This is a genomic window from Pseudomonas pseudonitroreducens (assembly GCF_021603645.1).
Lineage (GTDB): Bacteria > Pseudomonadota > Gammaproteobacteria > Pseudomonadales > Pseudomonadaceae > Pseudomonas > Pseudomonas pseudonitroreducens.
Map to the genome: position 1 here is coordinate 342630 of NZ_BQHJ01000002.1, position 23982 is coordinate 366611.

Consider the following 23982-nt stretch of genomic DNA (forward strand, 5'->3'; position numbering starts at 1 on the left):
GCGTGCCTCACGGTGTAGATCGCTGGCGCAGCACCAGGGTGCCGTCCTGCTGGGTGAAATCGAGTTGTCTGAGTGCGCTCATGCCAAGCAGCACCTCGTCGCCCTCCATGCCCGGCGCGATCAGCGCCGGCACATCGGTCAGGCGGATGTCGCCAAGCTGCAGGCTGGGCAGGCGCGTGCGCCAGCCCTGGCTGCGGCCATTGGCGGTGTCCAGGGTCACCGGCAAGCCGCGCGGCAGGCCGAGGCGGTCGGCCAGGCGCTGCGGCAGGGCCACCTGGGTGGCTCCGGTGTCGAGCATGAAAGTCACCGCCTCGCCATTGATCCGGCCGTCCGCCACATAGTGGCCGGCGCGGTTGCCCACCAGTCGCACTTCCACTTCGCCGTTGGCGCGGGTCGATTGCGGCTGCGGATTGGGATTGTGCTGACGGGTTTCCCAGGCGCCGAAGTAGTGCGTGGCGAGCAGGATGCCCGCGCCCCAGGCGAGGAACATCATGATCTTGCCGATCCGCTTGCCGGGTACTGCGTCGTTCATTTGCCACCGAGCCAGCCGCCGGCCGGTGCCGCGAAGCGCAGCACGTAGGGGCGTCCGTCGCCATCGGCACGGGCGTGCTCACCGTTGTCCAGGCCGATCCAGGCACCCTGGTCGTCGAGGATCAACGCTTCGGCCACGCCGTAAGGCAGGTCATAGCGCCGTTCCGGGGCCAGTGCGCCGGCGGCGAAGGACCAGCACAGCTCCTGCGCACCGGTCTTGGCGTCGCGCCGGCAGATCTGGTGCGCCAGGCGTTCCAGGGTGAACAGCTTGTCCTTGTACAGCGCAAGATCGGAGAAATCGATCGGCAGCGCCCGCTCGGCGCCCAGCTCCGGCGGTGGCAGCGCAGTGCCGCCTTCGCTGAGCATCACGCAGTTGCCTTCGCATTTCCAGGTGCCGTTTTCGTTGTGCACCTTGAGCAGGCCACGGCGTTGACGCTCGGCGGCCAGCCAAAGCTGCTTGCCGTCGGCGCTGACGGCGATGCCTTCGTAGAGCGCGTTGAATTCCATCAGCAGGCCGCTGGCGCGCGCCTGGCGCAGCAGGCTCTGCGGCAGCGGCAACCAACTCGGTTCGCCAGCAGCCGGCAACAGCAGGACCGCCGCATAGCCTTCGCTGACGACGTAGCGGTTGCCCGCCTGATCGCAACTGATGCCTTCGAAGTCCATGGCGCCGCCGCGCAGCAGGCCGCCGACGCTGACACGCGCCTTCGCCCCCCAGGACAGCCCGCTTTCCGGCGTACCCGGTACGACGAAGGGCTCGGCGGTGGCTTGCCAGGCCTTGCCCGGCGTCTCGTCGATCAACAGACGGTAGATGCGGTCGTCGTCACGATCGGACACCGTCCACATCTCGTTGCCGCACAGCGCCAACCCGGAGAGATTGCCGCTGGGCATGCCCTCCACCGGGTGCTCGGCGACGAACTGCAGCGATGCCGGTGCCACGGGCGTCGCGACCGCTGCGCCAGCCTTGGGCGCCGGTTCGGCGACCTGGGCGGCGACAGCGAGGCCGGCGCACAGGCCGAGCGGGGCCAACAGCCAGCGCATCAGGCGATGTCCGCCAGGTTGCCTTTGGTTTCCAGCCAGGACTTGCGGTCGCCGGCGCGTTTCTTGGCCAGCAGCATGTCCATCATTTCCACGGTACCCTCGGTGTCTTCCAGGTTCAGCTGGACCAGGCGACGGGTGTTCGGGTCCATGGTGGTTTCGCGCAGCTGCGGCGGGTTCATCTCGCCCAGGCCCTTGAATCGGGTGACCTGCGGCTTGCCGCGGCGCTTCTCGGCGGCTAGGCGGTCGAGGATGCCGTCGCGCTCGGCCTCGTCCAGGGCGTAGAAGACTTCCTTGCCCAGGTCGATACGGAACAGTGGCGGCATGGCGACATAGACATGCCCGGCTTCCACCAGCGGGCGGAAGTGACGGACGAACAGCGCGCACAGCAGGGTAGCGATGTGCAGGCCGTCGGAGTCGGCGTCGGCGAGGATGCAGATCTTGCCGTAGCGCAGTTGCGAGAGGTCCGCGGCGCCCGGGTCGACGCCAATCGCCACGGCGATGTCGTGGACTTCCTGGCTGGCGAGCACTTCGCCGCCATCCACTTCCCAGGTGTTCAGGATCTTCCCGCGCAGCGGCATGATCGCCTGGAACTCCTTGTCCCGCGCCTGCTTCGCCGAGCCGCCGGCGGAGTCACCCTCCACCAGGAACAGCTCGGCGCGCATCGGGTCCTGCCCCGCGCAGTCGGCCAGCTTGCCGGGCAGCGCCGGGCCCTGGGTGATCTTCTTGCGTTCGACCTTCTTGCCCGCCTTGAGGCGCCGGCCGGCGTTGCTGATCGCCAGCTCCGCCAGTTGCAGGCCCAGTTCGGGGTGGGCGTTGAGCCACAAGCTGAAGGCGTCCTTGACCACGCCGGAGACGAACGCGGCAGCCTCACGGGAGGACAGGCGTTCCTTGGTCTGGCCGGAGAACTGCGGCTCCTGCATCTTCATCGAGAGGACGAAGGCGATGCGCTCCCAGACGTCTTCCGGGGCCAGTTTGACGCCGCGCGGCAGCAGGTTGCGGAATTCGCAGAACTCGCGCATCGCGTCCAGCAGACCCTGGCGCAGGCCGTTGACGTGGGTGCCGCCCTGGGCGGTAGGAATCAGGTTGACGTAGCTTTCCTGCAGCGATTCGCCGCCCTCGGGCAGCCACAACAGCGCCCAGTCCACCGCTTCCTTGTTGCCGGCCAGCGCGCCGCAGAACGGCTCGTCGGGCAGGCGCAGGTTCTCGGAGACGGAATCGACCAGGTAGGAGCGCAGGCCATCCTCGTAGTGCCACTCGATGCGTTCGCCGCTGGACTTGTCCTCGAAGCTCACCAGCAGGCCCGGGCAGAGCACGGCCTTGGCCTTGAGCACGTGCTTCAGGCGGCTGACGGAGAACTTGTGCGAATCGAAGTACTTGGCGTCCGGCCAGAAGTGCACGCTGGTACCGGTGTTGCGCTTGCCGACGCTGCCGACGACTTCGAGGTCGCTGGACTTGAAGCCATCGGCGAAGGTCATGCGGTATTCGTTGCCGTCGCGCTTGACGCGCACCTCGACCAGCGTCGACAGCGCGTTCACCACCGAGATACCGACGCCGTGCAGACCGCCGGAGAACTGGTAGTTCTTGTTGGAGAACTTGCCGCCGGCATGCAGCTTGGTGAGGATCAGTTCGACGCCGGGCACGCCCTCTTCGGGGTGGATGTCCACCGGCATGCCGCGGCCGTCGTCGATCACTTCCAGCGAGTTGTCCTCGTGGAGGATCACCTGCACGCTCTTGGCGTGGCCGGCGAGGGCTTCGTCGACGCTGTTGTCGATGACTTCCTGGGCCAGGTGGTTGGGCCGGGAAGTGTCGGTGTACATGCCCGGGCGCTTGCGCACCGGATCGAGGCCGGAGAGAACCTCGATGGCGTCTGCGTTATAGGCGTTCTGCTGGGCCATGGGGTTCCTGCTTAATCAGTCGAAGAGGTGATGGCTTCAAATTCGGAGAAATCCACGTCGCGCCATTGGCTGGACGGCACGCCGGCGAAGGCCAGGAGTGTCGGCAGATGGCTGACGAAGCGCTGGAAGCTGTGATCGCCGCCGGACTCGATGCGCAGTGCAGCGGCCCGGTAGAAGCGCTCCGCGGCGCGGTAGTCGAGGGTTTCGTCGGCGGTCTGCAGCCACACCTGGTAACGCGAGCCGTCGACAGGCGCGGCGACTTCCAGTTCCGCCAGCGCGGCAACGTGATCCAGGCTCAGTTCCCAGGTCTCGCCGCTGTAATAGTTGGTCTGCGGGCCGAGCTGGCCGTCGAACAGCCGGTGCGGGGCGACGGCCGGGTTGATCAGCACGGCCTTGAGGCCATGGCGCTCGGCCAGCCAGGTTGCGTAATAGCCGCCCAGGGAGCTGCCGATCAGCAGCGGCTGGCCCAGCTCGGCGACGGCGGCTTCCAGCTGCGCCATGGCCTGGCGCGGATGATGGTGCAGCGCGGGCACGCGCAGCCCATCGGCCAGGCCCAGGCGCTGCATGGCGGCCGTAAACTGGCGCGCCTTCTGCGAGCCGGGCGAACTGTTGAATCCGTGGATATAGAGGAATGCGGTCATGGGCCGGGAGGCTACAAGCTGCAAGTGGCATGCCGCAAGTGGGTCAGCGTCGCAAGGCGTTCCAAACGTGACCGATCAATAACCCTTGATGCTGTAGTCGACTTCGAACTCGATGTCGGTCACCCGCGAAACACCGGTTTCCACGCCCCCATCGGGCAGCAGGCGCAGCCAGCGATAGCCCGGCGCCGGGCTGTCGACACAGAAGTCCTCGCTGCCCGGGGTGAACTGCACGCAGGTGGATGGCGAGGCCAACAGGCGCACGTCGCCGCGCATCCGGTCGATCTCCTGATGTACGTGGCCCCAGAGCAGGCAGCGCACGTTCGGATAGCGGTCGAGCACGGCGAACAGGCGTTCCGGATTATAGATGCCGATGCGGTCCATCCACTGGCTGCCGATGGGTACCGGGTGGTGGTGGAAGCTGATCAGCAGGTGCTTGTCCGGCGCGGCCTGGATGGCACGCTCGAGCAACTGGATCTGCTCGACGGTCATCTGCCCCGGCACTGCGCCAGGAATGGTGGAATCCAGCAGGATCACCCGCCAGGCGCCCAGGTCGATCACCGGTTCGAGCAGGTCGGTACCGGCGGCGGCTTCACGCATCGGCCCCATTTCGTCGTGGTTGCCGGGGAACCAGCGGATCGGCGCGGCAATCGGCGCGGTAAGGCTGCGGAAACGCTGGTAGGACTCTACCGAGCCATCCTGGGAGAGGTCGCCGGTGGCCAGCACCAGGTCGATCGCCGGTTGCTCTTCACCCACCAGGCGCACGACCTGCGTCAGGCTGTCGGCAGTATCCATGCCCAGCAGCCGGCCGTTCTCTTCGGCGAACAGGTGGCTGTCGGAAAGCTGGACGACCAGGACGGAGTCGAAAGCGCTGGACTGGGTGGGCAATGCGCCTTCTCCTTTGAGGCGGGCGTGCGGGGATTCGTGACGAAGTATGGTGACAGGCGCCCCCCTGAGCAAACCGGGAAAGCGTCACAGATCACAGTTAGGGACACGAGTCTGCGATGGGCGGGCAGAATATCACGGCGCAGCCATGTCATATGGCCACCATCGCGATTTCAGCGTTGCAGCACCGGCTCCAGCTCATGCCCGCAGGACAGGCAGTGGCTCAGCCACTCGCCGAGGAACTGGTTGAGCTGGTTCTTCTCGTCCGGCTGGTGCATCGCCTGGTTCGGGTAGGGGTAGATGGCCAGCAGGCGGCGCGCCTGCTCGGCGCCAACCACTTCGGCCATGCGCGCATCGTGGTACACCCGCACTTCCAGCTTGGGCGCCGGCAGCCAGGGCAGGCCCAGCTCCTGGCGGACCTGCAGGACGGTGGTGTACGGACAGGCTTCGATCACGTCCAGCGCCAGCACGCCGAGCAGCCGCTCGCCTTCGCTGAGCGCCACGCGGCGCGAGACCTGGGCCTCGCGCATTTCCGGCAACAGGCGCATCAGGCGCAAGTAGTTCGCCTCGCAGGTCGCCTGCAACCCCGCCAGGTCGACGCGATAGCGCTCGCGCAGCAGATTCACACCCATAACCCCCTTACCTCGGCGCGATTGAGCGCCAGCCATTGCAGGGCGAGCATGCTCGCCGCGTTGTTGATACGGCCGTCGCGCACCGCTTGCAGTGCTTCCTCGAACGGCATGACGTGGACACGGATGTCCTCGCCCTCCTCCTCCAGCCCGTGGATGCCCGAGGCATTGCTGCTGTCGCAGCGACCGACGAACAGGTGGACCAGCTCGTTGCTGCCGCCAGGCGATGGCAGGTACTGGGCAATCGGCCAGAGTGCGCCGAGGGTCAGGCCGGCTTCTTCCACCGCTTCGCGGCGGGCGACTTCCTCGGGCTCCTCGTCCTTGTCGATCAGCCCGGCGACCAGCTCCATCAGCCAGGGATTGACCCCGGCGTCCATGGCGCCGACGCGGAACTGCTCGATCAGCACCACCTCATCGCGCTGCGGATCGTAGGGCAGCACGCACACGGCATCGTGGCGCACGAACAATTCGCGCTTGAGCACCGGGCCCATGCCGCCGGCGAACTGGCGGTGCCGCAGGTGCAGGCGGTCGACCTTGTAGAAGCCCTTGAAGCACTGCTCGCGCTTCTGGATCTCGATGTCCTGGGGCCCTGGCTTGAACGTTTCCGACATCCCGTTCCACTCACTCTAGGTTGAACTTCGCGCCATCCTATCGCGCCGCCGGAGCAGGCGCAGCCTCTTTCGCGGCCGCCGGGCGGCCGGTCTGCTGTGACCGTCGCACACTGCCGTCGTTCCGCCAAAGTGGTTCATACTCAGCCGCCGAACCGGCAGCGCCGATGGCGGTCGAACCACTCCGATTGCCGGCGAACGTCAACGACAAGGATTCCCATGCGACTTCTGAAACTTGCCGCCCTGGGCAGCATCTGCCTGTTACTGGGGGCGTGCCAGGGTCTGTTCAAGCCCTCCCTCGACGAGCCGCTGAGCGCGAGCCACACCGCCTTCGAACACGCGAAACCCGGCTGCCAGGACGAACAGTGCCCGCTGTTCAACCTCGATACCGTCAGCTTCGCCGACGAGCCGGCACTCAACGACGCGATCAACGCGCAACTGCTGCAACTGGCCCGCGAAGGCGACGGTGCGGCCCCCGCCAGCCTGGACGTCTACGAGAAGCGCTTCCTCGATTCGGCCCAGCCCGGCTGGAGTTCCTACCTGCAAGCGAAGATCCGCGAACAGCATGACGGTCTGGTGATCATCGAGCTGTCCAGCTATCGCTTCACCGGCGGCGAGTACGGCCAGCCCGGCCGCGCGTTCATCAATTATGATCGACGCATCCACAAGGTGCTCACCCTGCAGGACATTCTTCTGCCCGGCCAGGAGGACAACTTCTGGAAAGTGGCGCGCATGGCGCACCAGGCGTGGATCCTGCAGAACAAGCTGGACGAGCAGGACCCGAACTTCTCGAAGAACTGGCCATTCCAGCCGACCGAGCACTTCGCCCTGACCTTCGGCGCGCTGACGCTCAAGTACGACATCGACCGCATCGCCCCGCATTCGGTCGGGCACCCGGAGCTGAAGATTCCGTACCCGCGCCTGAACGGCATCGTGAAGACCTATTACTTCCCCGGGCGCGGGGCGCAGTAAAGGTCCGGTTCGCGAGCAAGCTCGCTCCTACGAAGAGCACACTCGGCGTTACCGGCTACCTGCAGGAGCGAGCTTGCTCGCGAGCAGCGTTACGCAGAAGTTCACAGCAGCCGGAAGCCAATCGCGGACAAAGTCCGCTCCTACGCCCGGCCTGAGGGTAGGAGCGGACTCTGTCCGCGATCGCTCAAAGCAACGCAAAATCCCGCTGCAATGCGCCTTACGCCGAAGCCGGCACTTTCACGCCCACACGCCCCAGCAGCAGCTGCAGCACACCCGCCACCACCAGCGCCGGCAGGGTCGCACCCAGGTCCGGCTGGCAGTTCGCCAGCAGGTGATACACCACCACGCCACCACCCCAGGCCAGCAGCGAGCCCCAGCGCAGGCCATGGGGAATCGCGGCCGGCGCGCGGCGACGGAGGACGAAGTGGTCGATCAGCACCACGCCGAACAGCGGCGCGAACACCGAGCCGATCAGCAGCAGGAAGTTCTGGTACTGCTCCAGCGGCGCGAACCAGGCGATCAGGGTACAGATCACGCCGATCGCCAGCGCCAGGTGTTCGACCTTGAGCGGCAGCAGGATGCCACTGGACACCGCGGCCGAGTGGATATCGGCGAAGGCCTTTTCCGACTCGTCGAGCAGGATCAGCAGCAGCGGGACGCCCATGCCCGCGCCGGCCAGCGCCAGCAATAGTGCATTGGCATCGCTGCCCTGGGCGAACGCCAGGGTGTAGGCGACACCCAGGCCCATCAGCCAGAAGCAACCGATGAAGAAGCCCAGTGCCGCGCCGGTGAAGGTGTGCCCGGCGCGCTTGCCGAAGCGCGAGTAGTCGGCGATCAGCGGCAGCCAGGACAGCGGCATGGCGATGGCGATATCGAAGCCCACGGCGAAGGATAGCGAACCGTCGCCGGCCTTGGCCCAGAGCGCCGCCAGGTCGGCGCGCTGGAACAGGTCAAAGGTCAGCCAGATGCACGCGGCGAGCAGCAGCCAGATGCCCCAGCGACGCAGCACCCGACGCACGAAGGCCAGCGGACCGGCGACCGCCAGCAGAGTTGCCAGCGCACCGAACACCAGGGTCCACAGCGCAGGGTTGGTCCAGGCGCCACCTTCGCCGAAGGCGCGGGTGGCCAGCAGGCTGGCGGCATCGCGCATGACGATGATCTCGAAGGCGCCCCAGCCGACCAGTTGCAGCAGGTTGAGCAGCGCCGGCAAAGCGGCGCCGTGACTGCCCAGGCTGAGCTTGAGCGAGGCCATGGCGGACAGGCCGGTGTCGGTGCCGATCACCCCGGCGCTGGCCAGCAGCAGCACGCCGACCAGGGTGCCGAGCAGGATCGCGCCCAGCGCGCCGGCCAGGCCCAGGCCCGGCGCCAGCAGCGCGCCGGTCTGCAGCACCATCAGGCCGATGCCCAGGGAGAACCAGAGGGAGAACAGGTCGCGCAGGCCGAGCACACGCTGGGCGCTGCCCACGGCGGAGGTCGGTGAATAATCGATGGCGGTAGTGGTCACGATGCGTGCAGGGCTCGAATAATTGTTGGAATTGGGCGACAGGCTTCAGGCGGCAGGCAGCAGGCGCCGAGCGGCTCCTTGCTCTTGCCTGCAGCCTGCCGCTTGTAGCTGAGTCGTCAGACCTGTTTGTAGATCACCGAGCCTTCGTCCTTGAAGCGCGCGGCCTGTTCCTGGAAGCCGGCCTCGATGGCTTTCTGCTCATCGGTGAGACCGTTTTCCTTGGCGTAGTCGCGGACTTCCTGGGTGATCTTCATGGAGCAGAACTTCGGCCCGCACATGGAACAGAAGTGCGCGACCTTGGCCGAATCCTTGGGCAGCGTCTCGTCGTGGAAGGCACGGGCGGTGTCCGGGTCCAGGCCGAGGTTGAACTGGTCCTCCCAGCGGAACTCGAAGCGCGCCTTGGACAGCGCGTTGTCGCGGATCTGCGCGCCCGGGTGGCCCTTGGCGAGGTCGGCGGCGTGCGCGGCGATCTTGTAGGTGATGATCCCGGTCTTCACATCATCCTTGTTCGGCAGGCCCAGGTGTTCCTTGGGCGTGACGTAGCAGAGCATGGCGCAGCCGAACCAGCCGATCATCGCCGCGCCGATGCCCGAGGTGATGTGGTCGTAGCCCGGCGCGATGTCGGTGGTCAGCGGGCCGAGGGTGTAGAACGGCGCCTCGTCGCAGCACTCCAGCTGCTTGTCCATGTTCTCCTTGATCAGGTGCATCGGCACATGGCCGGGGCCTTCGATCAGGACCTGGACGTCGTGCTTCCAGGCGATGCGGGTCAGCTCGCCGAGGGTTTCCAGCTCGCCGAATTGCGCGGCGTCGTTGGCGTCGGCGATAGAGCCCGGACGCAGGCCGTCGCCCAGCGAGAAGCTGACGTCGTAGGCCTTCATGATTTCGCAGATTTCCTCGAAGTGGGTGTAGAGGAAATTCTCCTGGTGATGGGCCAGGCACCACTTGGCCATGATCGAGCCGCCACGGGAGACGATGCCGGTGACCCGCTTGGCGGTCAGCGGTACGTAGCGCAACAGCACGCCGGCATGGATGGTGAAGTAATCCACGCCCTGCTCGGCCTGTTCGATCAGGGTGTCGCGGAAGATTTCCCAGGTCAGGTCCTCGGCGATGCCGTTGACCTTCTCCAGCGCCTGGTAGATCGGCACGGTACCGATGGGTACCGGGCTGTTGCGCAGGATCCACTCGCGGGTCTCGTGGATGTGCTTGCCGGTGGACAGGTCCATCACCGTATCGGCGCCCCAGCGGATGCCCCAGGTGAGCTTTTCCACTTCTTCCTCGATGGAGGAACCCAACGCGCTGTTGCCGATGTTGCCGTTGACCTTCACCAGGAAGTTGCGGCCGATGATCATCGGCTCCAGTTCGGTGTGGTTGATGTTCGCCGGGATGATCGCGCGGCCACGGGCCACTTCGTCGCGGACGAACTCGGGGGTGATCTCCTGCGGAATGCTCGCGCCGAAGCTCTGGCCCGGATGCTGCGCTTCCAGCAGGCCGGCGGCACGGGCTTCCTGCAGCTTCATGTTCTCGCGGATGGCGATGTATTCCATCTCCGGCGTGATGATGCCCTGGCGCGCGTAGTGCATCTGCGTGACGTTACCGCCGGCCTTGGCGCGGCGCGGGGTACGTACATGGGCGAAGCGCAGGGCGTCGAGGCTGGCATCGGCCAGGCGCGACTGGCCGAACTCGGAAGTCAGGCCGGGGAGAATCTCGGTGTCGCCGCGCTCGTCGATCCAGGCCGAACGCACGTCCGGCAGGCCCTTGCGCAGGTCGATGCGGACGTCCGGATCGGTGTAGGGACCGGACGTGTCGTAGACCATTACCGGGGCGTTCTGCTCGCCGCCAAAGGCGGTCGGGGTATCGGCAAGGGAAATTTCCCGCACGGGGACGCGGATGTCCGGGCGCGAGCCGGTCAGGTAGACCTTCTTCGAATTCGGAAAGGGCTGGGTCGACTGGCGATCGAGCTGTTCAAGGCGGGTGACGTTGTTTTTCTGGGTGCTCATCCTGGCTCTCCTGGGGTTGATTGCCGGGGAGAACCTGGGACGAGAGGAGCTGCTTGCTGCAGCGAAGGGACGCACCCCGGGAAGGGCTGGGGCCGGGGCGGAATGCGCCGCGGGGTGCGTACTTCTTGTTCCCTACGCGGGTGCTAACCCGATCAGGTTCAACGGGATCCGGAACTATCCGATCTCAGCCCCTCGCAATGGGGCACCCCGACAAGAACGCCCGCAGTCTAATCAAGTGCACTGCGATAAGCCAACGCCGTCTGACCGAAAACTGCCGAAGTACTTGCAGCCAGCTACACTCCTGCCTCGGAAGGCTCGTACGAACGCGCCTTGACCGCCACCGGCGGCGACCGTAGCCTTGCCCCACCTCGCATCACTTTCCAGGATGAACGAATGCTGCGCAGACTCTCTCTGGCTGTCGCTGTAGCCGCAACGACAGGCTTTGCCTGGGCTGCACAGCCCGCTCCGGCCGCTCCCTCGCTCCCCACCAAGACGGACCTGATCAACGTCTATAAAGACGCCGTCGACAACAACGCCGACCTTGCCGCCGCCCAGGCCGATTACCTGGCGCGCAAGGAAGCAGTGCCCCAGGCGCGCTCCGGCCTGCTGCCGCAGATCAATGCTGGCGCCAGCACCGGGTCGACCCGTACTTCGCTGGATACCCCCAGCGCCACGCTGAACCGCAACACCCAGCTGGTACAGGCGAGCCTGAGCCAGCCGCTGTTCCGCGCGGACCGCTGGTTCCAGCTCAAGGCCGCGGAAAACACCACCGAACAGGCCCAGCTGGAATTCTCCGCGACCCAGCAACAGCTGATCCTGCAGACTGCCCAGACCTATTTCGGCGTGCTCCGTGCCCAGGACAACCTGGCCGCCAGCAAGGCCGAGGAAGCAGCGTTCAAGCGCCAGCTCGACCAGTCCAATGAGCGCTTCGACGTCGGCCTGTCCGACAAGACCGACGTGCTCGAATCCCAGGCCAGCTACGACACCGCGCGGGCCAACCGCCTGGTCGCCGAGCAGCAGGTGGATGACGCCTTCCAGGCCCTGGTGACCCTGACCAACCGCGAGTACAGCGCCATCGAGGGCATCCTCCACTCGCTGCCGGTGGTGGCGCCGGTTCCCAACGACGCCAAGGCCTGGGTGGACACCTCGGTGCAGCAGAACCTGCGCCTGCAGGCCAGCAACTACGCGGTCGACGCCGCCGAAGAGAGCCTGCGCCAGCGCAAGGCCGGCCACCTGCCGACCGTCGACGCCGTGGCCCAGTACCAGAAGGGCGACAACGATGCCCTGGGCTTCTCCAACTCCGGCGTACCGGGCGAGCCGCACTACGGCAAGTACGTCGACCAGACCAGTATCGGCCTGCAACTGAGCGTGCCGATCTACAGCGGCGGCCTGACCAGTTCCCAGGTCCGCGAGGCCTACCAGCGCCTGAACCAGAGCGAGCAGCTGCGCGAGAGCCAGCGCCGCCAGGTGGTGCAGGACGCCCGCAACCAGCATCGCGCGGTGAACACCGACGTGGAGCAGGTGAAAGCGCGTCGCCAGGCGATCATCTCCAACCAGAGCTCGCTGGAAGCCACCGAGATCGGTTACCAGGTTGGTACCCGCAATATCGTCGACGTACTGGACGCCCAGCGTTCCCTGTACAACTCGGTGCGCGACTACAACAACACCCGCTACGACTACATCCTCGACAACCTCAGCCTCAAGCAGACCGCCGGCACCCTCGCGCCGAGCGACCTGGAGGCACTGGGCGCGTACCTGAAGCCGGACTACAACCCGGACAAGGACTTTCTGCCGCCGGACCTGGCCAAGGCCGCCGAGGCGCAGCTCAAGGCCGGTTCGAAGTACTGATCCCGCCCCACGAAAAAGCCCCGCGATGCGGGGCTTTTTCTTTTCAGCCATACAGCCCGCCCCGCCAGGGGCCACACAGTGCGTAGGAGCGGACTCTGTCCGCGATTGGTTGAACCCCACGCCAAGCCCATCAACGGAGCCGCCGAGTAGACATCGCGGACGAAGTCCGCTCCTGCGCAAACCTTATTCCATGCGTAGGAGCGGACTCTGTCCGCGATTGGTTGAACCCCGCGCCAAGCCCATCTACGGAGCCGCCGAGGAGACATCGCGAACGAAGTCCGCTCCTACGCAAGCCTTATTCCATGCGTAGGAGCGGACTCTGTCCGCGATTGGTTGAACCACGCGCCAAGCCCATCAACGGAGCCGCCGAGGAAACATCGCGGACGAAGTCCGCTCCTACACAAACCTTATTCCATGCGTAGGGGCGGACTCTGTCCGCGATTGGTTGGACCACGCGCCAAGCTCATCAACGGAGCCGCCGAGGAGACATCGCGGACGAAGTCCGCTCCTACGCAAGCCTTATTCCGTGCGTAGGGGCGGACTCTGCCCGCAATTGGATGAACCGCGCCCGAGGGCCAGAATCGGAGTGGCCGAGTGATCAGTCGCGGTAGCCCGGCGAGACGCGATCCAGCATGCGCAACAGCGCCGACCAGGCCAGGTCGTAGCCATCCGGATCGCTCAGCTCGCCTTCGGCCAGCGGCCGCGCCGGGGCGTTGAACTGTTGCTCGGTGTGACGACACACCTCCTCCGGTGGAATCACCAGCTCGCCGCCCGCCTGGGCCGCCAACTGGATGTCGCAGGCCTTCTCCAGGTAGTACATGCGCAGGAACGCCTGCTGCACTGTCTGCCCCACCGTCAGCAGACCGTGGTTGCGCAGCATCAGGCCATAGTGATCGCCCAGGTCACGCACCAGGCGCTCCTGCTCGTCCATGGACAGGGCGATGCCTTCGTAGTCGTGGTAGCCCAGGCGCCCGTAGAACTCCAGGGAGATCTGGTTCAGCGGCAGCAATCCGCAGGCTTGCGCCGCCACCGCGCAACCCGCGCGGGTATGCGTGTGCAGCACGCACTGGGCGTCGTCGCGAGCGCCGTGGATGGCGCTGTGGATCACGAAGCCGGCCGGGTTGACCTTGTACGGCGACGGCTCCACCGCATGGCCGCCGAGATCGATCTTCACCAGGCTGGAAGCGGTGATTTCGTCGAACATCAGGCCGTAGGGGTTGATCAGGAAATGGTGTTCGGGACCGGGAATACGCACCGAGATATGGGTGAAGATCAGGTCGGTCATGCGGTAGTGCGCGATCAGGCGGTAGCAGGCCGCCAGCTCCTCGCGCAGCTTCCATTCCTCGGGCGAACAGGTGGCGCGGCTGGGCGCCTGCAGCGACGTCATGGTGCACTTCTCCTCAAGGCAAAAGACGCCGGGGCGGAGGCCCCGGCGCCACGCTCACGTTCTGGTTACTGCGCGGCCCAGGCGTTGAAGCGCTCTTCCAGCTCCTCGCCATGGTCAACCCAGAACTCGTCGTCCATCGCCAGGCCCTGGGGCAGGTTCTGCGTCGAGGTCGGCACCCAGCCGGCGAGATCGGACGGCAGGCGTTCGGCGGCCTGCTTGTTGGTCGGACCATACGCAATGTGCTTCACGTAGTCGACCTGGGCATCGGGCTGATTGGCGAAGGCGATGAAGCGCTTCGCCGCATCGACATGCTGCGAGCCCTTGATGATCGCCCAGTAGTCCATGCCGTACAGGCTGCCCGGCCAGACCAGCTGCAGGTTGCGCCCGCCCTTGTAGGCATCGGCGATACGCCCGGTGTAGGTGGTGGTCATAACCACGTCACCGGCGGCCAGCCACTGCGCCGGTTGTGCGCCGGCTTCCCACCACTGCACGTAGGGCTTGATCTGGTTGAGCTTGGCGAAGGCACGATCGACGCCGGCCTTGGTGGCCAGCTCCTTGTAGACGTCCGCCGGCTTCACGCCGTCGGCCATCAGGGCGAACTCCAGGTTGTAGATGGCGCGCTTGCGCAGGCCACGCTTGCCGGGGAATTTCTTCACGTCCCAGAAATCCGCCCAGGACTGCGGCGCCGGCTTGAGCTTGTCGGCGTCGTAGGCGATGGCGACGCCCCATACCAGCGCAGCCGAGCCGCAATCCTTGGCGGCATTCGGGATCAGCTGGTCCTTGCCGCCGATCTGCTGCCAGTCCAGTGGTACGAACAGGCCTTCATCGCAACCTCGGGCCAGGTCCGGGCCCTCGATCTGCACCACGTCCCAGTCGGCATGGCCGGTGTCGGCCATCACCTTGATGCGCGCCATTTCGCCGTTGTATTCGCTCTGGGTCACGCCGACCCCGGATTGCTTGCTGAACGGCTGGAAGAAGGCCGCGTCCTGGGCCTTCTGGCCCGCGCCGCCATAACCGACCACCACCATGTTCTCGGCGGCCTGGGCGACGCCGCAGCACAGCCCGAGGGCGAGCAGCAGTGGCGCGGCGGCGGTCTTGCGGAAGAAGCGTTTGTGGAAAGTGCTTTGACGCAAAGTCATCGGGCATACCCCCAGTCGTAGGTGGCAGCGGGCGCAGCCGGAATGGCCGCACACACGCAGGACGGGCGCGCCGGAACCACGGAGCAAGAAAGACAGGGCAGAGATGAATCGATTGCCAGCGGGTGGACCCGCCGTGCGAGGGGGGACCGTACGGGACGGTTCATGCGCCTCTCCTCTTGTAGTTGTTGTGGAGCACGTCGCGGTTGCCCCCGGAAAACTCCGGGAGCGGCATCGAAACTACCCAGTCACTTTTAAAAAAACAAGTTGATTTTTTACTGGCGGTAAATTTCCATAGAGAGAACTTAAACAACAATTGCTTAGAAAGCATTGCCCGCCCCAGGAGAAGCCGCCGTGTCCCAGGTTCGCCACTTCCAGCAATCCGCCCTGCAGTTCCAGCCCTACGGCGGACAAGACATCGAACGCGCCGCCATCTGCCGCCTGATCGGCCCGGCGGACAGCGAAACCATGGGCGCCGGCCTGGCTCGCTTCGACGGCGTTTCCATCGAGTGGACAGTGCTCTACGACGAACTGATCGTGGTGCTGGAAGGCAACTTCCGCCTGCGCCTGGCCGACCAGGTGATCGAGGCCAAGCCGGGCGATGTGATCTGGGTGCCGGAGCGCACGCCGCTGGCCTACGAAGGCGAGAAAGCCTGCGTCTTCTACGCCCTCTATCCGGTGGACTGGCAGGCGCGCAACGCTTGAGTCCAACCTCCGGCCGCCGACGCGGCCGATGCTTCAACGCTGCACCACAACAAGAATCCGGAGTTGCCCGATGAGCCAGTTTCCCCACCTGTTCAGCCCGCTGCAGATTCGCGGCAAGGCGCTGAAGAACCGCATCATGTCCACCGGGCACGACACCTCGATGCCCACCGACAACCTGGTCAACGATCAGCTGGTGGCCTACCACACCGCCCGCGCCAAGGGCGGCGTCGGCCTGATCGTGCTGCAGGTCGCCGGCGTGCACGACAGCGCGCGATACACCTCTCACGTGCTGATGGCCACCGATGACGAGTGCATCCCCGGCTACCGGCGCATAGCCGAGGCGTGTCACGCCGAGGGCACGGTGGTGCTGTCCCAGGTATTCCACCCCGGTCGCGAGATCATGGAGTCCAGCGATGGCCTGCTGGCCGTGGCCTACGCTCCGTCCGCTTCGCCCAACGAACGCTTCCGCGTGATGCCCCGCGAGCTGAGCCAGGCGATGATCGACGAGATCATCGCAGGCTACGCTGCCGCCGCACGGCGCCTGCACACTGCCGGCATCGACGGCGTGGAAGTAGTCGCCAGCCACGGCTACCTGCCGGCGCAGTTCCTCAACCCGCGGGTGAACCGCCGCAACGACGGCTACAACGGCGACCTCGACGCCCGCCTGCGCTTCACCCGCGAAGTGATCGCCGCCATCCGCGCCGCCACCGACGAAGACTTCATCATCGGCCTGCGCATCTCCGCCGACGAGCGCGATCCCGAAGGCCTCACCGAAGACGAATCGCTGCAGGGCGTCAAAGGGCTGCAGAAAGACCTGGACTACGTGCACATCGTCGCCGGCACGTCCGCCTCCCTGGGCGGCGCCATCCACATCGTGCCGCCGATGGCCATCGAAGCGGCCTACCTGGCCAACGAGGCCGGCACCTTCAAGCGCAACCTGGATATCCCGCTGTTCGTCACCGGGCGCATCAACCAGCCGCAGGAAGCCGAGCTGATCGTCGCCCGCGGCCAGGCCGATGTCTGCGGCATGACCCGCGCGCTGATCTGCGACCCGCAGATGCCGAGCAAGACCGAAAGCGGCCACGTCGAGGACGTGCGCGCCTGCATCGCCTGCAACCAGGCGTGCATCGGCCACTTCCACCGCGGCTACCCGATCTCCTGCATCCAGCACCCGGAGACCGGCCGCGAGCTGATCTACGCCGAACGCAAGAAGGCCGCCCAGCGCAAACGCGTACTGGTGGTCGGCGGCGGGCCGGCCGGCATGAAGGCCGCCGCTGTCGCTGCCCAGCGTGGTCATGACGTCACCCTTTGCGAGGCCACCGCTCAGTTGGGCGGCCAGGTCAATCTCGCCCAGCTCCTGCCGCGCCGCGCGGAGTTCGGCGGCGCGTCCACCAACCTGCAGCGCGAAATGCAACTGGCCGGCGTCGAAGTGCGCCGCAACACCCGCGTCGACCGCGCGCTGGTAGAAGCCGAGCGCCCCGACGTCGTGATCGTCGCCACCGGCGCCGTGCCCTATCGCCCTCCCTACGAGGAAGCCGGCGAACTACAGGTGGTGGACGCTTGGCAGGTGCTACGCGGCGAAGTGAAGCTCGGCCGCTCGGTGCTGGTCACCGACTGGCGCGCCGACTGGATCGCCCCCGGCATCGCCGAGCGCCTGGTGCGCGACGGCCACCAGGTGCAACTCGCCGTGAACGGCACTCACGCCGGCGAAAGCCTGCCGCTCTACGTGCGCGACCACCTGGCCGGCGAACTGCACCGCCTGGGCATCAGTATCACCACCTACGCCCGCCTGTACGGCGTCGACGACAGCACCGTCTACCTGCAGCACACCGCCAGCGGCGAGCCGATGCTGGTGGAAAACATCGACACCCTGGTGCTCTGCCAGGGCCACCAGCCGGTGGACGACCTGGCCGACGAGATCGCCGACCTGGCCGAGGTGCGCCGCATCGGCGACTGCCTGGCACCGCGCACGGCGGAAGAGGCCATCTACGAAGGGCTGAAGGCAGGCTGGGAGATTTAAGAGCGAGCGCAGGCAGCAGGCTACAGGCGGCATGCAGGAGCAAGAGCCGCTTCAGCCTGCCGCTTGAAGCCTGTAGCCTGTAGCCTTTCACTCCCGGACCCTTCGCATGAGCCGCAAAGCCCCGCAGGAAGCACCCGCCAACGCCGAAGCGCAGTTCCTCGGCACCCGCATCCGCGGCCTGCGCAAGCGGCGCGGCATGACACTGGCGGAACTGGCCGAACAGAGCGGACTGACCGCCGGCTACATCAGCCAGCTGGAACGCAACCTCGCCTACCCGTCGATCCCGGCACTGTTCAACATCGCCCGCAGCCTGGGTGTGACCATCCAGTGGTTCTTCGCCAGCGAAGTGCAGGTCGACCCGGCCGACGCCGGCTACGTGGTGCGGCGCAACGCTCGCACCAGCGTGCATTACGAGGACGGCATCGTCGACGAACTGCTCAGCCCGCAGCCCAGCCGCCAGTTGGAAATCCTCCACTCGAAGTTCCCGCCCGGCACCTACAGCCAGCAGAGCTACAGCCACGAGGGCGAGGAAGCCGGTTATTTGCTCAGCGGCACGTTCGAGCTATGGGTGGGCGAGCGCCATTTCCTGCTCAATGAGGGCGACAGCTTCAGCTATTCCAGCCAGGAGCCGCACCGTTATGGCAATCCGGGGGATGTGGACGCGGTGGTGCTGTGGGTGATTACCCCGCCGACGTTCTGAAGTCTCGGGGCTTTTCGTAGGAGCGAGCTTGCTCGCGAACCTGCCTGATGCCGTTGCTGCCGAAAGAGCGTTCGCGAGCAAGCTCGCTCCTACAGTCGAGGTCCCGGGAAACTCTGGAGCCTCTCCCCTCACCCCAGCCCTCTCCCTGAGGGAGAGGGGGCAGGTCGGCAGGCAACCTGTCGGCGAGGCGTTTAAAACTGCTTTCTCCGGCTGACTCAGCGTGCCGCCTGACACCGAGCGGTCCCCTCTCCCTCCGGGAGAGGGTCAGCACCAATGCCAATCAGCCCTTGATCAACCTGCCGAGGCCATCCAGCAAGCGCGCCAACGCGCCCTGATTGGCCTTCATCACCCCCAACCCAGCCTCGGCCATGCGCTCGGCGCTGGCCGGTTCATCCCACAAGGCGGCCACGGCCACCGCCAGCGACGGCGCGTCGGCCACTTCGCGCAGTGCGCCGACCTCGCGCAGTTGCGCGGCGATTTCCAGGAAGTTGAACAGGTGCGGGCCGGACAGCACCGGCTTGCCCAGCGCCGCCGGCTCCAGCAGGTTGTGGCCGCCATTGGGCACCAGGCTGCCACCGACGAAGGCGACGTCGGCCAGCGCGTAGAGGAACAGCAGTTCGCCCATGGTGTCGCCCAGCAGGACCTGGGTGTCCACCGTGACCAGTTCGCCGGTGGAGCGGCGCTGGGTACGGAAGCCTTCACGCTGGCACAACTCGAACATCGGGCCGAAGCGCTCCGGGTGACGTGGCACCAGGATCAGCAGCGCCTCCGGATGCTTTTCCAGCAGTTGGCGGTGCGCCGCGAGGACGATCTCGTCTTCGCCGGCGTGGGTGCTGGCAGCGATCCAGATCGGCCGCAGCTGCGCTTGCCATTGGCTGCGCAGGTCAGCGGCTCGGGCCAGCAGTTCAGGGTCGATGGTCAGGTCGAACTTGATCGAACCGGTCACGCTCACGCAGTCCGGGCGCGCGCCGAGCTGGCGGAAGCGCTCGGCTTCGGCCTCGGTCTGCACGGCGATCCAGCTCATCTCTTCGAGCATCGGCCGGGTCAGCCCGGCGAAGCGCGCGTAGCCGCGCGCCGAACGTTCGGACAGCCGTGCGTTGGCCAGCGCCACCGGAATGCCGCGCTTGGCGCACTGGTGGATGTGGTTGGGCCACAGCTCGGTTTCCATGATCACGCCCAGCACCGGCCGCGCGCGGTCGAGGAAGCGCGCCGCCGCCCAGGGCAGGTCGTACGGCAGGTAGCAGTGCTGCACCTGGTCGCCGAACAGTGCGCGGATGCGCTCGGAGCCGGTGGGCGTCATGCAGGTGACAGTGATCGGCAGGCAGGGATGACGTTGCATCAGCGCGCGGATCATCGGCGCGGCGGCGATGCTCTCGCCCACCGACACCGCGTGCACCCAGATGCCGCCGGGCTTGAGCGCCGGCAGACCGAGGGCGAAGCGCTCGCCGACGCGCTGGGCGTAGGCCGGGGCCTTGCGCGAACGCAGGAACAGGCGCAGCGCGACCAGCGGCAGGCCCAGGTGGAACAGCAGGGTATAGAGGGTCCGGTTCATGGCGGCGGAGAGTAGCAAATTACCCGCCCGGCCCGCTGCAATTGGCGCATGAGGTGGGAGGCGCGTAGGAGCGGACTTCGTCAGCGATCGGCCACCGGCGCGTGGGGAAATCATCGCGGACAGAGTCCGCTCCTACGGAAGCTGCTCAGTCGTAGGGCATATAACGCGCCAGCGTTATCCGCCGAGCAAGAGCCGGCGGATAACCTGTTCCAGGTTATTCGCCCTACGAAAACCTCTTCAGACCGGCGCGGCGAGATGCTCCGCGAAGCACTCGCCCAGCCAGTTCGCCGCCGGCCCCAGCGGCTCGTCGCGGCGCCAGACCAGCTCCACCACCAGCGGCGGCGGCGTCCAGTCGCTGGCCAGTTCGACCAGCAGCGGCTGGTAGGCCGGGTACTGCGCCACGTGGGTCGGCAGCCAGGCCCAGCCGAGGTCGCGCATCAGCAGTTCGGCCATGGCGTAGAAACTGTCGGCGCGCCAGACCAGCGGGCTGATCTGCTCGCCGCCGGGGTAGTGGCTGTCCTGCGGGGCCATCAGCAACTGGCGATGCCGCGCCAGCTCGCGGCGGTCGGCATAGTCGAGCTTCGCCAGCTCATGCCCGGCGCCGCACACGGTGACCATCTCGATGGTACCCAGGCGCTGCCGCTCGAGTTCCTCCGGCATGCCCTCATGATGGAACAGCAAGCCCAGGTCCGCACGGCGCTCCAGCAGCTTGCGCGCCACGTCGCCCTGGGCGCTGCTGGAGAGCTGCACCTCCACGCTGGGGAATTCCTGCGCCAGCGCTTCCAGGCCCGAGAGCACCGGTTGGTAGGGCATCGCCTCGTCCTGGGCCAGGCGCAACAGCGGCTCGGTGCCGCAGACCAGCGAGCGGGCGCGGCTCTCCAGGCGCTCGCACTGGCGCAACACTTCCCGTGCCTCATCCAGCAGCGCGCGCCCTTCGGCGGTCAGCACCGGCTGGCGGCCACTGCTGCGTTCGAACAGGGTCACGCCCAGGTCGCTTTCCAGCAGGGCGATGGACGAACTCACCGCCGACTGCACGCGCTGCAGCTGGCGTGCCGCTGCCGAGAAGGAAGACTGGTCGGCGACACTGACGAAGAGACGCAACTGGTCCAGGTTCCACTGCATGACTTGCCTCCATCTCCTATCTCAAAAGCAGATAGGTAATGACTTTATCCCATCGCCGGGAAGACTAGAATGCCCGGCAGAATCGAACGTCAGCAGCGTGTCGCTCATACCGAGCGGCGTGTCGTTCCGGGGAGCACCCACCATGCCCGGCTATCTCTACCTCGCCATCGCCATCGTCGCCGAAGTCGTCGCCACCGCTTCGCTGAAGTCGGTCAAAGGCCTTTCCACGCCCCTGCCGCTGATCCTGGTCATCGTCGGCTACGCCATTTCCTTCTGGATGCTCACCCTGGTGGTGCGCAGCATTCCCGTGGGCATCGCCTACGCCATCTGGGCCGGCCTGGGCATCGTACTGGTCAGCGTTGCCGCGCTGTTCCTCTACCAGCAGAAACTCGACACCGCCGCGGTACTGGGAATGTGCATGATCGTCAGCGGCGTGGTGGTCATCCAGTTGTTCTCCCGCACCGCGGGTCATTAAAGAGGGTGAGTAGCTAACGGCCAGCCCTGAAGAGCCCCTCCCCCTAACCCTCTCCCGCAAGCGGGAGAGGGGACCGTTCGACACGAAGTGAAACCTCGGTATCAGCCGGCACAGACGGCTCCCTCTCCCTTTGGGAGAGGGCTGGGGTGAGGGCAACGACGGCTGGTTGCGGCCTACAAGGGTTATACTGCGCGCTTCGTTTTTCCCTTCGAGGCGCTTTCATGTCCGAATCCCTGAGCACCGACATCCTCATCGTCGGCGGCGGCATCGCCGGTCTCTGGCTCAACGCCCGCCTGCGTCGCGCCGGCTTTTCCACCGTGCTGGTGGAGAACACCGCGCTGGGCGGCGTGCAGAGCATGCGCTCGCAGGGGATCATCCATGGCGGCACCAAGTACGCGCTGCACGGCGCGCTGACCGGCGCCTCGGAAGCCATCGCCGACATGCCCGCGCTGTGGCGCGACTGCCTGGCCGGCACTGGCGAAGTGGACCTGCGCGGCGTGCGCGTGCTCTCTGACGCACACTACCTGTGGTCCCCGGGCGGCCTGGCCGGCAACCTCACCAGCTTCTTCGCCAGCAAGGCGGTACGCAGCCGCGTCGCCCAGGTAAAAGGTGCGGACCTGCCGCCAGCCCTGCAGGACAAAGCCTTCAAGGGCAAGGCCTACCGCCTCACCGAGCTGGTGCTGGACGTGCCCAGCCTGGTTGCTCGCCTCGCCGAACTGGCCGGTGACGGCCTGCTCGCCGGCGAACGCATCGAAGCCCTGCGCGAAGGCGACAAGCTGGTCGGCCTGCGCGTCGACGGCCGCGAGATCGGTGCCCAGCGCGTGGTGCTCAGCGCCGGCGCCGGCAACGAAGCCTTGTTGCGCGAGCTGGGCCTGGAACGCCCGGAGATGCAGCGCCGCCCGCTGCACATGGTGCTGCTCACCGCGCCGACCCTGAAGCCGCTCTACGCCCACTGCCTGGGTGGCGGGCCGAAACCCCGCGTCACCGTCACCACCCACCCGCTGAGCAATGGCGACTGGGTCTGGTACCTGGGTGGCGACATTGCCGAAGCCGGAGGCGTGGCGCGCAACGAGGCCGAGCAGATCGCCGAGGCGCAGCGCGAACTGCACAAGCTGGTGCCCTGGATCGACCTCTCCGCCGCGCGCTGGGCCACCCTGCGCGTGGACCGCGCCGAACCCTCGCAGAACAACCTGCTGCGCCCGGACAGCGCCTTCCTCGCCGAGAACGGCGCGCTGCTGGTCGGCTGGCCGACCAAACTGGCGCTGGCGCCGAACTTCGCCGACCGCGTGCTGGAGTCCCTGGATAAAGCCGGAGTTCGCCCACAGGCCGCGGCGGCCCTGCCCGCACTGCCACGCCCCGCCATGGCCCGCCCGGTCTGGGAGGAACTGTTCGGATGAAGACTCTGCACCACCTGCACCGCCCGCTGGGCAGCACCGGCCTGAACGTCTCGCCGCTGGGCCTGGGCACCGTGAAGCTGGGCCGCGACCAGGGCGTGAAATATCCCGCCGGCTTCCGCATCCCCGATGACCGCGAGGCCGCCGACCTGATCGCCCTGGCCCGCGACCTGGGCATCAACCTGATCGACACCGCGCCGGCCTATGGCCACAGCGAGGAACGCCTCGGCCCGCTGCTGCGCGGCCAGCGCGATCAGTGGGTGATCGTCAGCAAGACTGGCGAGGAGTTCGACGGCGGACTCTCGCACTTCGACTTCAGCGCCGCCCACACGCGTCGCTCCGTCGAGCGCAGCCTCCGGCGCCTGGAGACCGACTACGTCGACCTGGTACTGGTGCATTCCGACGGCAACGACCTGGACATCCTGCGCGGCACCGAGGTCTACGCGACCCTGGAGCGCCTGAGGGACGAAGGGCTGATCCGCGGCTTCGGCTTCTCCGGCAAGACCGCCGACGGCGGGCTGCTGGCCCTGGAGCGCGGCGACTGCGCCATGGTCACCTACAACCTCAACGAGCAGGCGGAAAAGCCGGTGATCGACCACGCCCAGGCCCATGGCCGCGGCATCCTGATCAAGAAGGCCCTGGCCAGCGGCCACGCCGCCCTCGCTCCCGGCGTCGACCCGGTGCGCGCCAGCTTCGAGCTGGTGCTCGGCCATCCGGGAGTGGCCAGCGCCATCGTCGGCACCATCAATCCGCTGCATCTGGCGCACAACGTCAGCATCGCCGCCGAGGTGCTCGACCACTGATCGGCAGACGCCGTACGGTCATGTGGATTGCGTATTCCTGTGCCATGCTGCAACTCCCCCGGCGAAAACCGTGGGCATAGAAACTGTCGCCAGCCGGTGATTCCCCTGCAAAAATCTCGGAATCACCAAGCCTTTCAGGGAAA

The 23982-nt window shown here is 66.6% G+C and carries 21 protein-coding genes and 1 riboswitch; of the genes, 8 read left to right on the forward strand and 13 right to left on the reverse strand.

Translation table 11 applies throughout. The features are described 5' to 3' along the window. Positions 1 to 7 precede the first annotated feature (7 nt). The 7 genes from L6D89_RS05750 to L6D89_RS05780 all read right to left on the reverse strand — a co-directional run bounded on the left by L6D89_RS05750 (position 8) and on the right by L6D89_RS05780 (position 6227). On the reverse strand, positions 8 to 532 hold the full coding sequence (locus tag L6D89_RS05750; RefSeq protein ID WP_236199045.1) for a retropepsin-like aspartic protease family protein: 525 nt from the start codon (positions 530 to 532) through the stop codon (positions 8 to 10). Then, positions 529 to 1569 (reverse strand): esterase-like activity of phytase family protein, encoded by a 1041-nt coding sequence (locus L6D89_RS05755; RefSeq protein ID WP_236199046.1) that lies wholly within the window; start codon positions 1567 to 1569, stop codon positions 529 to 531. Before L6D89_RS05755 ends, L6D89_RS05750 begins: the two co-directional genes overlap by 4 nt. Then, complete coding sequence (parE, locus tag L6D89_RS05760; protein WP_236199047.1) at positions 1569 to 3464, reverse strand: DNA topoisomerase IV subunit B; 1896 nt, start codon at positions 3462 to 3464, stop codon at positions 1569 to 1571. The genes L6D89_RS05755 and parE overlap by 1 nt, the downstream gene beginning before the upstream one ends. Positions 3465 to 3475: 11 nt before the next feature. After that, positions 3476 to 4105 carry a YqiA/YcfP family alpha/beta fold hydrolase gene (locus L6D89_RS05765; protein ID WP_236199048.1) on the reverse strand — a complete coding sequence of 210 codons (630 nt, stop codon included), beginning with the start codon at positions 4103 to 4105 and terminating at the stop codon, positions 3476 to 3478. A gap of 75 nt (positions 4106 to 4180) precedes the next feature. Further along, positions 4181 to 4990 carry a 3',5'-cyclic-AMP phosphodiesterase gene (cpdA, locus tag L6D89_RS05770; protein ID WP_236199049.1) on the reverse strand — a complete coding sequence of 270 codons (810 nt, stop codon included), beginning with the start codon at positions 4988 to 4990 and terminating at the stop codon, positions 4181 to 4183. Between the two features lie 170 nt (positions 4991 to 5160). Further along, a complete protein-coding gene (locus L6D89_RS05775; protein WP_045216166.1) occupies positions 5161 to 5619 on the reverse strand; it encodes a DUF1249 domain-containing protein in 459 nt (152 codons plus the stop codon). Beyond that, positions 5610 to 6227: an NUDIX domain-containing protein gene (locus L6D89_RS05780; RefSeq protein ID WP_017520423.1), complete on the reverse strand. Its 618-nt coding sequence runs from the start codon at positions 6225 to 6227 to the stop codon at positions 5610 to 5612. The genes L6D89_RS05775 and L6D89_RS05780 overlap by 10 nt, the downstream gene beginning before the upstream one ends. Positions 6228 to 6443: 216 nt before the next feature. Here L6D89_RS05780 and L6D89_RS05785 point away from each other — a divergent pair, with 216 nt between their 5' ends. Then, positions 6444 to 7196, forward strand: coding sequence for an RsiV family protein (locus tag L6D89_RS05785; protein WP_236199050.1), 753 nt, complete (start codon positions 6444 to 6446; stop codon positions 7194 to 7196). A gap of 217 nt (positions 7197 to 7413) precedes the next feature. Here the strand turns inward: L6D89_RS05785 and cytX are convergent, their stop codons facing one another. Then, positions 7414 to 8700: a putative hydroxymethylpyrimidine transporter CytX gene (gene cytX / locus L6D89_RS05790; RefSeq protein ID WP_236199051.1), complete on the reverse strand. Its 1287-nt coding sequence runs from the start codon at positions 8698 to 8700 to the stop codon at positions 7414 to 7416. A gap of 116 nt (positions 8701 to 8816) precedes the next feature. Further along, a complete protein-coding gene (thiC, locus tag L6D89_RS05795) occupies positions 8817 to 10697 on the reverse strand; it encodes a phosphomethylpyrimidine synthase ThiC (protein WP_236199052.1) in 1881 nt (626 codons plus the stop codon). A gap of 112 nt (positions 10698 to 10809) precedes the next feature. Then, a riboswitch (TPP riboswitch) is annotated at positions 10810 to 10917 on the reverse strand. Positions 10918 to 11090: 173 nt separating this feature from the next. Between thiC and L6D89_RS05800 the strand changes: the two genes are divergently transcribed. Next, on the forward strand, positions 11091 to 12545 hold the full coding sequence (locus tag L6D89_RS05800; protein ID WP_236199053.1) for a TolC family outer membrane protein: 1455 nt from the start codon (positions 11091 to 11093) through the stop codon (positions 12543 to 12545). 598 nt (positions 12546 to 13143) lie between these two features. Here L6D89_RS05800 and L6D89_RS05805 read toward each other — a convergent pair. Beyond that, positions 13144 to 13932, reverse strand: a complete 789-nt coding sequence (locus tag L6D89_RS05805) for a class II aldolase/adducin family protein (protein WP_236171264.1) — start codon at positions 13930 to 13932, stop codon at positions 13144 to 13146. Between the two features lie 65 nt (positions 13933 to 13997). Continuing rightward, complete coding sequence (locus L6D89_RS05810; protein ID WP_236199054.1) at positions 13998 to 15071, reverse strand: ABC transporter substrate-binding protein; 1074 nt, start codon at positions 15069 to 15071, stop codon at positions 13998 to 14000. A 351-nt stretch (positions 15072 to 15422) separates the two neighbouring features. Between L6D89_RS05810 and L6D89_RS05815 the strand changes: the two genes are divergently transcribed. From L6D89_RS05815 to L6D89_RS05825, 3 genes are all read left to right on the forward strand, one after another. Next, positions 15423 to 15773 carry a cupin domain-containing protein gene (locus L6D89_RS05815; RefSeq protein ID WP_236171262.1) on the forward strand — a complete coding sequence of 117 codons (351 nt, stop codon included), beginning with the start codon at positions 15423 to 15425 and terminating at the stop codon, positions 15771 to 15773. Positions 15774 to 15843: 70 nt separating this feature from the next. Further along, a complete protein-coding gene (locus L6D89_RS05820) occupies positions 15844 to 17793 on the forward strand; it encodes an oxidoreductase (RefSeq protein ID WP_236199055.1) in 1950 nt (649 codons plus the stop codon). A 106-nt stretch (positions 17794 to 17899) separates the two neighbouring features. Beyond that, on the forward strand, positions 17900 to 18493 hold the full coding sequence (locus L6D89_RS05825) for a helix-turn-helix domain-containing protein (protein WP_236199056.1): 594 nt from the start codon (positions 17900 to 17902) through the stop codon (positions 18491 to 18493). 280 nt (positions 18494 to 18773) lie between these two features. Here the strand turns inward: L6D89_RS05825 and waaA are convergent, their stop codons facing one another. Both waaA and L6D89_RS05835 read right to left on the reverse strand, forming a co-directional pair. Further along, the gene (gene waaA / locus L6D89_RS05830) at positions 18774 to 20045 is read right to left on the reverse strand and encodes a lipid IV(A) 3-deoxy-D-manno-octulosonic acid transferase (RefSeq protein WP_236199057.1); all 1272 of its coding nucleotides are present in this window, start codon (positions 20043 to 20045) and stop codon (positions 18774 to 18776) included. Positions 20046 to 20282: 237 nt separating this feature from the next. Continuing rightward, positions 20283 to 21167 carry a LysR family transcriptional regulator gene (locus tag L6D89_RS05835; RefSeq protein WP_054906323.1) on the reverse strand — a complete coding sequence of 295 codons (885 nt, stop codon included), beginning with the start codon at positions 21165 to 21167 and terminating at the stop codon, positions 20283 to 20285. Positions 21168 to 21309: 142 nt separating this feature from the next. Here L6D89_RS05835 and L6D89_RS05840 point away from each other — a divergent pair, with 142 nt between their 5' ends. The 3 genes from L6D89_RS05840 (at position 21310) to L6D89_RS05850 (ending at position 23839) form a co-directional block, all read left to right on the forward strand. Then, entirely contained in the window at positions 21310 to 21642 is a 333-nt protein-coding gene (locus tag L6D89_RS05840) for a DMT family transporter (protein ID WP_045216137.1), read from the forward strand. A 221-nt stretch (positions 21643 to 21863) separates the two neighbouring features. Further along, positions 21864 to 23039: an NAD(P)/FAD-dependent oxidoreductase gene (locus tag L6D89_RS05845; RefSeq protein WP_236199058.1), complete on the forward strand. Its 1176-nt coding sequence runs from the start codon at positions 21864 to 21866 to the stop codon at positions 23037 to 23039. Next, positions 23036 to 23839, forward strand: coding sequence for an aldo/keto reductase (locus L6D89_RS05850; RefSeq protein ID WP_236199059.1), 804 nt, complete (start codon positions 23036 to 23038; stop codon positions 23837 to 23839). The genes L6D89_RS05845 and L6D89_RS05850 overlap by 4 nt, the downstream gene beginning before the upstream one ends. Positions 23840 to 23982 lie beyond the last annotated feature (143 nt).